General features: G+C 66.5%; 13 protein-coding genes and 4 pseudogenes. 11 read left to right on the top strand and 6 right to left on the bottom strand.

The window, feature by feature from the left end; translation table 11 throughout:
* Positions 1-32: 32 nt before the first annotated feature.
* Together AC57BS_RS01660 and AC57BS_RS01655 are read right to left on the bottom strand one after the other, a co-directional pair.
* Positions 33-1,121: a calcium/sodium antiporter gene (locus AC57BS_RS01660; RefSeq protein WP_068324862.1), complete on the bottom strand. Its 1,089-nt coding sequence runs from the start codon at positions 1,119-1,121 to the stop codon at positions 33-35.
* Between the two features lie 553 nt (positions 1,122-1,674).
* Positions 1,675-2,289 (bottom strand): recombinase family protein, encoded by a 615-nt coding sequence (locus AC57BS_RS01655; protein ID WP_496409782.1) that lies wholly within the window; start codon positions 2,287-2,289, stop codon positions 1,675-1,677.
* Between the two features lie 165 nt (positions 2,290-2,454).
* Between AC57BS_RS01655 and AC57BS_RS01650 the strand changes: the two genes are divergently transcribed.
* Both AC57BS_RS01650 and AC57BS_RS01645 read left to right on the top strand, forming a co-directional pair.
* Positions 2,455-2,688 carry a ribbon-helix-helix protein, CopG family gene (locus AC57BS_RS01650; RefSeq protein WP_493825627.1) on the top strand — a complete coding sequence of 78 codons (234 nt, stop codon included), beginning with the start codon at positions 2,455-2,457 and terminating at the stop codon, positions 2,686-2,688.
* Entirely contained in the window at positions 2,685-2,927 is a 243-nt protein-coding gene (locus AC57BS_RS01645; RefSeq protein WP_493825626.1) for a hypothetical protein, read from the top strand. Before AC57BS_RS01650 ends, AC57BS_RS01645 begins: the two co-directional genes overlap by 4 nt.
* A 278-nt stretch (positions 2,928-3,205) precedes the next feature.
* On the opposite strand, the gene AC57BS_RS01640 is transcribed toward AC57BS_RS01645, so the two are convergent.
* Positions 3,206-4,009 carry a cyclase family protein gene (locus AC57BS_RS01640; RefSeq protein ID WP_084622976.1) on the bottom strand — a complete coding sequence of 268 codons (804 nt, stop codon included), beginning with the start codon at positions 4,007-4,009 and terminating at the stop codon, positions 3,206-3,208.
* A 199-nt stretch (positions 4,010-4,208) separates the two neighbouring features.
* Between AC57BS_RS01640 and AC57BS_RS01635 the strand changes: the two are divergent.
* A pseudogene (locus AC57BS_RS01635) lies at positions 4,209-4,874 on the top strand (phosphotransferase enzyme family protein); the annotation flags it as partial.
* A 329-nt stretch (positions 4,875-5,203) separates the two neighbouring features.
* Here the strand turns inward: AC57BS_RS01635 and AC57BS_RS01630 are convergent.
* Positions 5,204-5,725 (bottom strand): dihydrofolate reductase family protein, encoded by a 522-nt coding sequence (locus AC57BS_RS01630; protein ID WP_496409781.1) that lies wholly within the window; start codon positions 5,723-5,725, stop codon positions 5,204-5,206.
* Between the two features lie 66 nt (positions 5,726-5,791).
* Positions 5,792-6,265 carry a MarR family winged helix-turn-helix transcriptional regulator gene (locus tag AC57BS_RS01625; protein WP_207083448.1) on the bottom strand — a complete coding sequence of 158 codons (474 nt, stop codon included), beginning with the start codon at positions 6,263-6,265 and terminating at the stop codon, positions 5,792-5,794.
* A gap of 59 nt (positions 6,266-6,324) precedes the next feature.
* Between AC57BS_RS01625 and AC57BS_RS01620 the strand changes: the two genes are divergently transcribed.
* The 8 genes and pseudogenes from AC57BS_RS01620 to AC57BS_RS01585 all read left to right on the top strand — a co-directional run.
* Positions 6,325-7,158 carry a sulfurtransferase gene (locus AC57BS_RS01620; protein ID WP_129475681.1) on the top strand — a complete coding sequence of 278 codons (834 nt, stop codon included), beginning with the start codon at positions 6,325-6,327 and terminating at the stop codon, positions 7,156-7,158.
* A 38-nt stretch (positions 7,159-7,196) separates the two neighbouring features.
* Entirely contained in the window at positions 7,197-7,586 is a 390-nt protein-coding gene (locus AC57BS_RS01615; protein ID WP_496409780.1) for a hypothetical protein, read from the top strand.
* A gap of 57 nt (positions 7,587-7,643) precedes the next feature.
* On the top strand, positions 7,644-8,609 hold the full coding sequence (locus tag AC57BS_RS01610; protein WP_496409779.1) for an IS481 family transposase: 966 nt from the start codon (positions 7,644-7,646) through the stop codon (positions 8,607-8,609).
* 323 nt (positions 8,610-8,932) lie between these two features.
* Positions 8,933-9,010, top strand: a pseudogene (locus AC57BS_RS01605) (helix-turn-helix domain-containing protein); the annotation flags it as partial.
* A gap of 69 nt (positions 9,011-9,079) precedes the next feature.
* Positions 9,080-9,655, top strand: a complete 576-nt coding sequence (locus AC57BS_RS01600; protein ID WP_493825622.1) for an IclR family transcriptional regulator — start codon at positions 9,080-9,082, stop codon at positions 9,653-9,655.
* Positions 9,656-9,851: 196 nt separating this feature from the next.
* Positions 9,852-10,742: pseudogene (locus AC57BS_RS01595) on the top strand (IS30 family transposase); the annotation flags it as partial.
* A gap of 243 nt (positions 10,743-10,985) precedes the next feature.
* Entirely contained in the window at positions 10,986-11,969 is a 984-nt protein-coding gene (locus AC57BS_RS01590; protein ID WP_496409778.1) for an IS110 family RNA-guided transposase, read from the top strand.
* A gap of 76 nt (positions 11,970-12,045) precedes the next feature.
* Positions 12,046-12,225: pseudogene (locus AC57BS_RS01585) on the top strand (IS30 family transposase); the annotation flags it as partial.
* Positions 12,226-12,309: 84 nt separating this feature from the next.
* Here AC57BS_RS01585 and AC57BS_RS01580 read toward each other — a convergent pair.
* A complete protein-coding gene (locus tag AC57BS_RS01580) occupies positions 12,310-12,921 on the bottom strand; it encodes a glycoside hydrolase family 16 protein (RefSeq protein ID WP_496409777.1) in 612 nt (203 codons plus the stop codon).
* Positions 12,922-12,955 lie beyond the last annotated feature (34 nt).

The raw sequence follows: 12,955 nt of genomic DNA, 5'->3' as shown, positions 1-12,955 counted from the left end.
CGGGTCGTGACGCTCGTCGGACATCCGGAGCCTCAGGACGGCGCCAGCGGCTCGCGAGCCGCGCGACGCCGACCAATCTCGTAGGCCCCGAGGACGACCAAGGTGATCGCGACCAACGGCAAGGTGAACCAGATCATCACGGCCGTGAAGCCCCCGAGCGCGTCGTGCTCGGTGGCTGCCAGCACCACGTAAGCGGTGAACGCGGCGTACAACCCGACGAACAGCGCGCCCTCCCAACGGGCGATGGCCATCCCGGTGAAAGCCACGGGCAGCAGCGCGACCGCTGCGGCGATCATGAGCGGGATGTCGAGGGCCACGGCCGCGTCTGCGACCGGTACCCCGTCATCGGCCACCAAGGCGGCGACGCCCAGCACAGCAGCGATGTTGAAGATGTTGCTGCCGACGATGTTGCCGACCGCCAGGTCGCGCTCACCGCGTCGAACAGCAATGAGGGACGTCGCCAGCTCAGGGAGCGAGGTACCTACCGCAACCACCGTGAGCCCGACCACCAGGCCACTCACCCCAAACCCCTCAGCGATGCCGACCGCACCCTCGACCAGCAGCTGCGCTCCGACGACCAACAGCGCCACCCCGCCGAGCACCGCCAGGAGGAGCAGCCACACCGGTCGTTCCTTCTCGCCCACTGTTGACTCGCGGACATACGGCGCACTGCGTCGCCCCACAACGACCGACACCGCGGTGTAGACGACTATCACCGTGACCAGAAAGAACCCGTCAGCAAGGCTCAGGCGGCCGTCCAGCGACAGCAGCAACAAGCACATTGACACCCCGACCATCACCGGCACGTCCAGACGAATCAACTGTGCGCGCACCGTCAACGGTAGGAGCAGCGCGGAGGCACCCAGGATCAGTAGGACGTTCACGATGTTGCTGCCCACAACGTTGCCGACCGCCAGGTCGGGTTGCCCTTCCAAGACCGCGCCGACAGTGACGGCCATCTCTGGCGACGACGTGGAGAAGGCCACCACCGTCAACCCGATGACCAGCGAGGAGAGGCCGACACGAGCCGCGAGATCCGATGCCCCCCTCACCAGAAGCTCACCGCCACCGACCAAGATGACCAGCCCGATCGCCACAAGAGCGACGTCGACTGCGCTCACAGGCTGAGAGCAAGACTCTGAGCGCGCCCGGCCGCTGATAGGCAATGGCGGTCCGCGATCAGCGGCGCGGCAAGCTCTGTCCGGGTGCCGATGAGTACTGCCATCCTCGCAGGCAACTGGCGCTGCCTGACTGGCCGGATCGAAAAGGACATCGACACTGCTCCTGACGGTCTCGTAAGGTCCTCCCGACGTCGATCGGTCGAGGCGGAACACTGGGGCGGAGATGCAGGCCGGAATGATGATGGCACAGTGTTGAACTCACTTCCAATGCGTAGCAAATCACGCGAATCCTACCGCGCATGTCAAATGGACGTGAGCCAAGTTGCAATCCACGCCACCGCGTCGCCCGGGTCAATCGACCACTCGTAGCCCAGCCATCCTCGCCTCGAGGTACGTCGACCAACGCGGCGCTGCCGGCGTCGCATACCCACGCATGGAATGACCGCAGCGGGAACCGCTTACGGAAGTGGCGGGATGCGTGAGCGGCTGCGCTGAGTTCGGCTCGTCGGCGTCCCGCGAGGTATTCGGTTGTGGGACGCCGACGAGGTGGCGGTCAGCGTCGTGAGGAGGCGTCAGCGAGTTCTGCCTTCGCAGCGGTGCGTTGGCGCTCAATGGCGCGGTAGACGGTGGAGCGTCCGACGCCGAACAGCTCGGCTACCTCCAAGGTGCTGTACTCGCCGCTGTGCACCAGCGACACAAGGTGCGCCTCCTGCTTGCGGCTCAGCTTGGGCTGCTTGCCCTTGAGTCGACCCTTGGCCTTCGCGACCTTCATGCCCTCGACCGTGCGTAAGCGGATCAGGTCGGACTCGAACTCGGCGACCATGGCCAGGACGTTGAACAGCAGCCGTCCGACGGCGTCGGTCGGGTCGTAGACCGACCCGCCGAGCGAGAGGCTGATCTGCCGGGTGGTGAGCTCGTCGGCGATCGCGCGAGCGTCGGGCAGGGATCGGGCGAGACGGTCGAGCTTGGTGACAACCAAGGTGTCTCCCGCGCGGCAGGCGGCGAGCGCCTCGCGGAGTCCGGGGCGTTCGCGGTTGGTGCCGGTCAGGCCATGGTCGACATAGATCCGCTCGGCCTCGACACCCAGGCCTATTAGGCCGTCACGTTGTGCGGTGAGGTCTTGTTGATCGGTGGAGCATCGGGCGTACCCGACAAGTAGGGCGCTCATGGCGCACCTCCCAAAGGGGGTTGGCCCGGCCACGCCACGGGATGTGGTGGGCTCGGGCGTCGGGCCGAACCCGACCCCACCAGCGACTGCCCTTCGTGCCCGGTCCGCAAGTCCCGTGGCTTGCCCTGTTTCCGCCGATCCGCTTTTCGTAATACGATTATGGCTATGGTGAGCGAAGAGCAGATCCAGCAATGGGCGGACGAGGCCGAAGTTGGCTACGACGTCGAGGAGATGAAGCGCCGCGGACGCGGTCGGCCCGGACGTGGCGCCGAGCCGATGCAGGTCGTTGCAGTACGCCTCACAGCGGAGGAACTCGCTGCGGTCGACGCGATCGCCGAGCGCGAACACATCTCGAGATCCGAAGCAATTCGCAGGGCGCTCGCCGGCTCTGCGGCGTGAAGGTCCACGACAGCGCACTCAAACACGGAGTGCTTCCAGAGGACGCAGTTCAAGCAGCCGACTGGCCGCTCTGGGTCGAACCGATTGACGACGAGGACTGGCCGCACCGCGAACTACGGCTCGGCTTCGACACCCAGGCCCGCCTACTCGAGACCGTCGTCCTGATCTTTGAGAGCAGCGACGAGACGGTCATCCACGCCATGCCGGCCCGTAAGCAGTACTGGGATCTCCTTCCCTGACCTGGGCGTCTCACGTACCCACAAGCGGATCGCTATCCGGGACGGTGTAGCAGCCGACGGTGGCGGTCGGCCGCGAGGCCACGACGGCGTCGGGCAGCTGGTTCACGGCACGAGCATCGCCGACGCCGCCATACGAATCTGCCCGACCGGGCAGGGGGCAGCGGCTCAGGAGATCCGTCGACGGCCCCGGTGCTGGGTCGTCCCCGACGCACAAAGCGCGTCCGCGCCCGAAGACGACCCACGCACAGTGCGCAACCGCACTGCGGCTCCGTGGTGGTTCAGCGCTCGCCTGGCTCTGCGACTAGAGCTACGGCTCGCGTCCACGCTCCGCTGCCGCACTCAACCTTGATCGGGAACGCGAGGATGGTGGCCCCGATCGCAGGCACCGCCGTGAGGTTGGCCAGCTTCTCGATCTGCAGATAAGGCTGCTCGATGCCAGCGAAGTGCGCGGGCCACAGCGCCGCCGGATCGCGCCGCTGCTGCCACTCCGCGCCGATCAGCGGATATGGCCGGTCCAAGCTCCAGGCGTCGGTACCGATGGTCCGCACGCCACGCTCGAGCAGCGCCAGCACCGCTTCACGTCCCAGACCACACCCGGTCTCCCAGAACTTCTCATCACCCCAGAGCCGCTCCGCGCCCGTGTAGAACGCCACCACAGCGCCCGCCTGCAGATCGGGTGCGATGCCCGCAAGGCGCTCGACCACTTCGTCTCGGCCGATCAGGTGCCCGGTGGGCAGGTCCGACACGTCCACCACCACCAGGTCACCGACGCACCACGAGAGCGGCACACGGTCGATGGTGGCGGCAGGTGCACCGCCTGCTGTCGGCGCGTAGTGCCACGGCGCGTCCACATGGGTACCCGCGTGCGTGGACAGCCGGTGCAGCATCTCACCGGCGAAACCCCGTCCGCCTGGCAGAGCCCCACGTGGGATGCCGAACATGCCCTCCCACACCTCGGCGCCTTCCTCATGCGTCTGTGCCTCCAGCCACGGGGGTACCGGCTCGCTCGGCGACGGTCCGAGACGGTGTGTCAGGTCGACGAGGCGAACACGGTGGCCCAACAGAGAAATCAGCTCTTCCACCGGATCATCGTCCCAGCCCTACGCTCGCCTCGGGCTGCGCACCTGCTCGAGATCCTGGTTGCGCCACCTGCCCCGGCCGAGTCGCGTCACCAAGCGTTCGCGAAGAAGCACACTCACATGGCCGCGATCCGTGCATCTGGCGACGTGCGTCTTTATAGCCGCCATCGACGCGGTTGCCCGCCCTGTCAAAGTGGCCGCCATGGACGACGACCTCGATGAGCGACAAACCGTCGACGGCGTGGCTGTCCTCCCCACCACTGCCGATGCGGTGTCGGCATCCGTCGCCTGTGCTCGGGCATTGGGGCTGCCAGCCGACGATCCCAAGGTCATCGCCGAGGGCTACAGCGTTCGCGTACGACTCAGGCCCGCACCAGTAGTCACCCGCGTCGTGACCGTCGGGCGCGCACTGCGCCCACACCCCCTGCCCTGGCTCGAACGTGAAGTGCTCGTCGCCCAGTTCCTCGCCGCCTCGGGCGTACCTATCGTCGCCCCGTGGGAGGACCCGGGGCCCCACATCGCAGAGGGACTGGAAGTGTGCCTGTGGCACTGGACCGAACACGACTCCCGCGAAGTATCAGCCGCCGGCTTCGGCGCGATGCTGGGACCGTTGCACGACGCACTGGCCCGCTACCCCGGTGACCTGCCCACCCTGATCGGCCCTCTCACCGACATCTCCCCGGCGCTGGCGATCTCATCAGATCCGACCCTCCATCGCGCTGCCGCCGAGTTGGTCCCCTTGACCCGGTCCTGGCCGGCCCGTCCCCTGCATGGAGACGCCCACACAGGAAACGTGCTCATGACGCCGGACGGACCACTCTGGACCGACTTCGAGGACGTGTGTGTCGGGCCCGTGGAGTGGGACATGGCCTCGATGACGATCACAGACGACGCATTGGCCGCCTACCCCGGCCCATCGACCGGACCCGACTCTCCGACTGCCGTGACCTGCGCCGTCTGCAGGTCCTCGCCGGCCTCCTGGTCGGGAACCACGACGACCCTTCGCTCTACGAGACGCTGGTCGCGCACCTCGACCGACGCCTCCACGACTGATCCGGCCTGCGAGGGAGGGCCGACTGGTCGAAGCCTTCGCGGTACGACGGCCAGGCCGGGCTGCCGCTGCCGCGTGCCGAAGCGGCCGAGCCCTGCGACGACCGCAGGTACGAAGACGCGGGAGGCCGCCGCGCCCAGCTCATGTCAGCCGGGTGACGACCGGTTGCCGGTGAGGGATGGGCTCGCGGAGCGACCCGGTGCGGGATCGTCATGGGGCGCTCCGTTTCGGAGCATCGCAGACCGTTCGTGTTGTGCACCCCGCGCTCGCGCCACCAATGGTGCGGCGTCGGTGCGCAAGGTCGGCCTCGTGGGATGTCGTTTCCCGTCGGGTGGTAGGTCGTGACCAGAATCTGACCGTCGAGGACCTTGTGGTCGATGAGGTCGAGGTCGGTGGAGGCGATGTCGGTGAAGGCCCAACTCCCGACCCGCAGGTCCCGGGAACAAGGGGAAGGTGACCAGCAGCAGGTTGTCGACGAGGGATGCGTCGATCAGTTGGCGCACAAGCGTCGGACTGCCCACGGTGCGCAGTGGAGCCGACGACGTCTCCTTGAGTCGTTGGATTTCGCCTCTGAGGTCGTCGGCGACTCGTGCGGTGGGCCAATCGAGGTTGGTCAAACGTTCGGGAGAACACCACGGTCTCTCGGTTGACCATCTTTTCGTACTCATCGTCCTTGGCCTCGTCAGGACGCTCGTTCAACGTCTCGTAGGTCGTTCGTCCGGGGCAAGTCGCGGCTAGGACGCGGCGAGTTTCGCTGCTGCGATCACGCCAGTGAGCTGGGCATGCATGGCGTGGAGGTCATCGAGGCTCATGCCGAGACGTTGGACGACCTCGATGGGCACCTTGAGCGCTTGTTGCCGCAGCGACGTCCCCTTCGAGGTCAGCGTGACGGCCAGCGACCGCTCGTCTGCGGGGTCGCGCCGGCGGACGATGAGGTCTGCTGCCTCGAGGCGCTTGAGGAGACGAGACAGGGTGCCGGCATCGACATCGAGCAGGCGGCTCAAGTCGGTCACCGACAGCGGTTGCTCACCCCACAGCGCCAGCATCACCAGGTACTGCGGGTGGGTGAGCCCCAATGGTTCAAGGACCGGTCGGTACACCGAGATGACGGTTCGAGAGGCGACTGCCAGCGCGAAGCAGACCTGACGTTCCAGCGCCAGGGGGTCGAGGTCCTCAATGCGAGATGGATTGCATGCAGCTTCGGGCATACCCGTAGCCTACCAACCGTTGTTCTAACAAGGGATGTCCTACCAAGCATTGGAGAAGCATGAGCCGCGCTACCGCCCTGGTCACCCCCGACTGGCTCGAGCCGCGCCTCGGCGACGACGGCATCGTCGTCATCGAGGTCGACGAGGAGACCAACGCCTACGACGTCGACCACATCGCCGGCGCCATCGCGTTGAACTGGCGCACCGAACTGCAGCACCCGCACAGCCGCGACGTTATCGACCGGGTAGGCTTCGAGAAGCTCCTGAGCGACAAGGGTGTCGCCACCGACGACACCGTGGTCCTGTACGGCGGCAACAACAACTGGTTCGCCGCCTACGCGTACTGGTACTTCAAGCTCTACGGCCATTCCGACGTCAAGCTGCTCGACGGCGGCCGCAAGACCTGGGAGCTGCAGGGCCGACCCCTGGTCGCCGACGAGGTGACCCGACCGGCCACCCACTACGTCGCCCGCGACGCCGACCAGAGCCTGCGGGCCTACCGCGACGACGTGGTGGCGGCTCTCGGCACGGGTACCACCATCGTCGACGTGCGGTCCCCGCAGGAGTTCTCCGGTGAGATCCTCGCGCCGGCGCACATGCCCCAAGAGCAGCCACAGCGCCGAGGACGCGTCCCCGGCGCACTCAATGTCCCGTGGTCGCAGGCAGCCAACGACGACGGCACGTTCAAGTCCGACGACGAACTGCGGACCCTCTACGGCTCCGCCGGCGCCCCGCTGGACGGCACCGAGACGATCGTCTACTGCCGCATCGGCGAACGCAGCGCTCACACCTGGTTCGTCCTTCACGAGCTGCTCGAGCAGCCTGCGGTGCGCAACTACGACGGTTCCTGGGTCGAGTACGGCTCCCTCATCGGCGTACCGATCGAGATCTGATCGCCACCACCGACTACCCACTGGGAAGAAACCCCGCCATGAGCAGCTCCACCCCGCAAGAGTCGCGGCCCGCCAAGCGCCGCAGCCACCTCCTGGACCCCAATGCACCCCGTCCCGTCTACGACCCCGACGCCGAACGCAAGCTGATCCACGTACAGCAGTGGGTCATGTCTACGCTGGCCGTTATCACGTTCCTGCACCTGGCGGCCGGCTTCATCCTCGGCGCCTGGGCACTCGACGACCCGGGGCCGGGCGCCGTCATCGGCCTCAACGTCCTCGCCGGGATCGTCGGAGTCATCTCGATCGCAGCCGCGCGGGCGATCCACCACCGCCGCATCCTGTCGTGGTGGCTCCTCCTCGGTGCGCTCATCACGCCCCTAGGTGTACCCGGCCATGACGTTGGTTCCAGTTCCAACCCGTTGACGTGAAGAGAACCCCCGAGTGGGGTGTGGCTTGTCGAAGGTCACAACCACCCGGAGGTTCTCGTGTCCCACGCTAACGCCCGGCTGACCGTTCATGGTCGGCTGCTGATCGTCCAACGTCGCCAAGCCGGAATGCCCAAGGCCCACATCGCTGCCTCGATGGGCGTCTCACGCGGGTGCGTGAAGAAGTGGATCGACCGGTTCGACCAAGAAGGCCTGGTCGGACTGCACGACCGGTCCTCGCGCCCCCACCGGACACCTTCGAAGACCCCTGATGAGGTCGAGGACCAGATCCTCGAACTGCGCCGGGTCGAACGCCGCGGCCCGGACTGGATCGGTGCCGAGCTCGGCGTCCCAGCCCGCACGGTGTCGAGGATCCTCGCCCGCCATGACGTGCCCCGACTCGCAAGCCTGGACCCGATCACCGGCGAGGTGATCCGAGCCAGCAAGGTCACCGCGGTCCGCTACGAACGCGAGCGACCGGGCGAACTGGTGCACATGGACGTCAAGAAGCTCGGCCGGATCCCCGACGGCGGGGGCTGGAAGGCCCATGGCCGCGAGATGGGTCGCTCCCGCGAACGACGCGACACCCCGATCGGATTCGACTACGTCCACTCACTGGTCGACGACCACTCACGCCTCGCCTACTCCGAGGTCCTGCCCGACGAGAAAGGAACGACCTGCGCCGCGTTCCTCGACCGGGCGATCGACTACTTCGCAGGCCACGGCATCACTCACATCGAACAGCTGATGACCGACAACGCCTGGGCCTACCGCTACTCACTACGCGAGCTGTGTGCTGCCCGCGGCATCGACCAGATCTTCATCCGACCGCACTGCCCGTGGCAGAACGGGAAAGTCGAACGTCTCAACCGCACCCTGCTCACCGAGTGGGCCTACCGCCAGGTGTTCCTCACCAACGACGACCGAACCGCCGCCCTTGCACCCTGGCTCGAGCACTACAACACTCAACGACGCCACAGCGCACTCGCAGGACTCCCGCCCGTCAGCCGACTGCTACCAACCTGATGGCCGGGTACACCTAGGGCTGTGGCTGACCGGGTCCTGAACTCACGAGCCGTTGCTAGGGCGCGGCCCGCCGCGCCATGGACCCTTGATGAATCCCGCCGCCTCGGGCGGTCATAGAAAGTGAACCCCATCTTGGGAGGGTGGCGTGAGCATGGACTGGGTACCTCTTCACAGCGCTGGCGAGCCCCAGCTGGCGACTCAACCAAAGGCTTCTCGTCCTCTTGGCGCTTCGGGTGCGGAGGTCAACACATGCAGACGGTGAGCGGGGTACAGCACGCCGGCGAGGTGCTTGCCCTCTTCACCAGTGACGCCCCGAATGGGGTGCCGCCGGTGTCGGGCGAGCGCTCGGAATGTCGAAGTCTCATGCCCATCGGCTCCTCGCGACGCTGGCTGGGATCGGGCTCCTCGACAGGGTGAACTCGAGTGGCCGCTTCCGGTTGAGTTGGGTATGGCTCTCCTACGCATCTGCGGTGCTCGCCTCGGACCGGCTCGTGACCGCGGGGATGCCCGTCCTGCGCAGGCTGGACCAAAGCTTTGGGGCCGAGTCGATGATGGCCGTGTGGCGCGATGGTGCGGTCTTCGGCCTGCGGTCACGAGGCATGCGAATGGTGACCAGGATCGAGCTCAAGGACTGCCCGTTGGTGGGGTTGGTGCTGATGGCAGGCTTGACCGACGACGAGGTAGACGCAGTTGTGGCCTCAGAGCACGTCCGCAACGGATTGTTCGGCCGCGCAGATGTGCACTCCTGGGTGCGTCATGTCCGCTCCGGAGGGGTACTTACCAGGACCGCCGTGCAGGATGGCGGCGACTGGGTCTGCGCCGCCCCCGTCCTGGACGGCGGGCAGGTGGTCGCCGTCGTCGCTGCGTCATGGCCTGCAACATCCCTTGCATCGGACCACCTGGCCGCGCTGGCAGTGAAGAAGGCGGCGCTCAGCGTCACGTCGTCTCTCGGACGCGGCGCGAGCCGACCCAGAGTCGACCTCACGCCCCCGGGTCGGAACGGGAGATCGCCGTGCCATCAACTCGGGCCTCCCGACGCCCGGTAGACACGAACATGGTCGATGGTGAACGAGACCGGGAACACCACGTCGGCCGCGAGGGCGCCTCCGAAGTTGCCGCCGACGGCGAGGTTCGCCAGCAAGAAGAACGGGTGGTCGAAAACCCACTCATGGGGCGCGACATCGGTCGGGCGCGGACTCAATCGGCTGTTGCAACTCGATCGTGAGTGAGAGGTTGCGGCGCATGCCGGGAGTGAGGTTGACCGCGGATCAGCGGTTGGTGATTGAACGGGCGTACATGGCGGGGTTGCCGCAGGCCACGATCGCGGCGTTGGTGGACAAGCATCGGTCGACGATCTCAAGAGAGTTGCGTCGGGCTGGGTCGTTCGGCACTCGGTCGCCTCGTGGTCACACGGCCCGCGGTCGCGGTCGGGGGTATCGCGTGAAGTACAGCGCGAAGTGGTCCCAGGGCGAGGCCGCACGCAAGGCCCGCCGGCCCAAGCCTCGGCGCCTGGACCATGCGCCGCTGCGGGCGAAGGTTTGGGAGTTGCTGCGGGCGGACTGGTCGCCGGAGCAGATCGCAGCGATGCTGCCGGTGTTGTTCCCACGCGATCTGAGGATGCGGGTGTCGCACGAGACGATCTACCAGTCGTTGTTCGTCCAGACCAAGGGCGAGCTCAAACGCGAGCTGACCGCGCACCTTCGCACCCAGCGGCAGCGCCGCAAGGCCCAGACCGGTGGCGCGAAGCGGATCACGCTCGGGATCACTGATGACATCCGGATCTCGGCACGCCCGGCTGAGGTCGAGGACCGGGCGGTGCCTGGTCACTGGGAGGGTGACCTGCTTCTCGGCGGCACCGGCAAGGGCGCGGTCCTCACGCTGGTCGAACGCTCATCCAGGTTCGTGCTCCTCGCACCGCTGCCCGGCCAACACCGTGCGGATCAGGCTCGGTGGACGTTGAACGAGATGATCGCGACCCTGCCGCTGGAGCTGCGCAAGTCGATCACCTGGGACCGCGGCAGCGAGATGGCCCAACACGCGCGTTTCACCATCGAGTCCGGCGTCCCGATCTACTTCTGCGACCCGCAGTCACCATGGCAGCGCGGCACCAACGAGAACACCTATTGGTACAAGATGGCGGGGCCGGAGGTGCCTTCGACGGGAGTCGCTCTGGTGCGGGCCGTCGGGTGACTCGGAGAACGCGTGCCGACAGGCTTTCCGTTGATATGTCCACGGCGGCCCGGTGGGCGAGAGCCCTCACCGGGAGTGACTTGATAGAAGCTTGCTGAGCCGTCAACTCGCAATAGGTGTGTCCCTCGGTCAGGGCCCTCGCTCGCTGTCCCGTCGTCCGCACAGTACGAGTGAAGGGACATCTCGATGGTGACAGTGGGTATCGACCCGCACAAGCATGTGCATGTGGCGGTGGCGGTGGATGCCGCCGGCAGACAGGTCGGCAAGCCGCTGACCTTGAAGAATGGCCCGCACATCGTCGCTGGGCTGCTGACCTGGGTCCGCTCGATCAGCGACGACCCGTCGGTGACCTGGGCGATCGAAGATGGCCATGGATTTGCCCGTCGGCTGGCTGACGGACTGCTCCTGGCGGGGCAGGAGGTCGTCTGGGTCCCAACTCGCCTCATGCTGGCTCACCGCAAGTTGCACGCCGCCACCGGCGCGAAGTCTGACCCCGTTGATGCCGCGGCGGCGGCGTATGCGGCGATCGCGACTCCGGAGCTGGATCGACACCGCATCGATGAGCGCGTCCGCGAGTTGCGGGTGCTCGTGGACCATCGTGCCGATCTGGTGAAGCGACGCACCATGGTGATCAACCAGCTCAAGGCTCAATTGCACCTGTGGCTAGATCACACCCCACACGACCTCACCAGGGCCAAGACGGTGGCGGCGGTGACGGCATTGATCACCGACGCGTCGCTTCGCTCGCACGTCCTTCAGACGTTGCACGACATGCTCGCCGAGGTTGCAGCCCTCAACCATCGGGTCCGCGACCTGGACTTCACGATCAAGGAATTGGTGAGTCCGCTGGCTCCCAACTTGTTGGAGATCACCGGGATCAGCCACACTTCCGCCGCCGTGCTGATCGCCGAGATCGGCGACATCACTCGCTTCGCCAGCTCCGCCAAACTTGCCCGCTACACCGGCTGCGCCCCGATCCCCGTCTACTCCTCAGACATGGAACGCCACCGCCTGCATCGAGGAGGTAATCGCCGGCTCAACAGCGTCCTCTACACCGCCGCCATCGTGCAGAAACGATGGGACCCGGGCCGCACAGCAACTGCTGGCCCGTCACGAGTCGGCCAAGGGCAGCCGCGGTGCTCGTCGCATCCTTCAACGACACCTGGTTGACGTCGTCCATCGGGCGATGCTCGCCGACCGGGAGAGATGGACACACCAAGTCGCTAGGTACCAACAGGCGGCTTGACATAGAAGCATCAACGGCCTGCTGCGTCAGTACTGGCCCAAGGGCTCGGACCTGCGTCGCCTCACGATGGCCGAGTGCGACCAGGTCGCCCTTCAGCTCAACACCAGACCCCGGAAGACCCTCGAATGGCAGACTCCCGGACAGGCGCTCAACCAGAGGCTCGTTGCAACAGCCGGTTGAACTCGCGGGTGAAGCTTGATGAAATACTGCGCCGTCGACCGCCCAGACGATCTTCTGCGGTGACCACTCCACCGTGAACTCGTGTCAGTCCTCGGCCACGGGGCGGCCGATGTCGAGGAAGCCGTTGAACGACTCCCCACCTGCGTAGCCGGGGCCGTGAATCGTCCCGAAAACTTGGTCCGGCTCCCGACCGACGAACTCCATGATGTCGATTTCGCCAGTCTGGGGCCACCCGACCTCACCGAAGTCGGCGCCGAGCATCCACAGTGCCGGCCACGAGCCGGACCCAGCGGGCACTTTGACTCGGGACTCGATACGCCCGTAGGTGAACTCCTGCTTGCCCGCTGTGATCAGCCGCGCCGAGGTGACGGTGCACGGGCCGTACCAGCATTTCAGGTCGGTCGTGGCCGGGTCGACCTCTCGCGCCGTGATGACCAGGTGGCCCTCCCCGTCGAGGGCGGCGTTGTCTGCGCTGTCGGTGTAGTACTGCAACTCCTCATTGCCCCACCCGCTACCGCCGATCTCGTGGCTCCAATACTCACCATTGGGCGGCGTGCCAGCGTCCCCCTCGAAGTCGTCACTCCACAACAGGGTCCACGGGTCCTGGGCCGAGCCGGAAGTTGAGGCCGAGCCGGAAGTTGGGTCGGGCTCGTCTTCAGTCGTGGCGTGCACAACAAGTGAGCTCACCAGAGCCACCAGCACCGCCAGGAACTGCCACAGTCGGCGCGCA

Source organism: Nocardioides sp. BGA-UO-ETr-FS32, from assembly GCF_059567905.1.
This window is presented reverse-complemented; position numbering and strand designations above follow the sequence as displayed.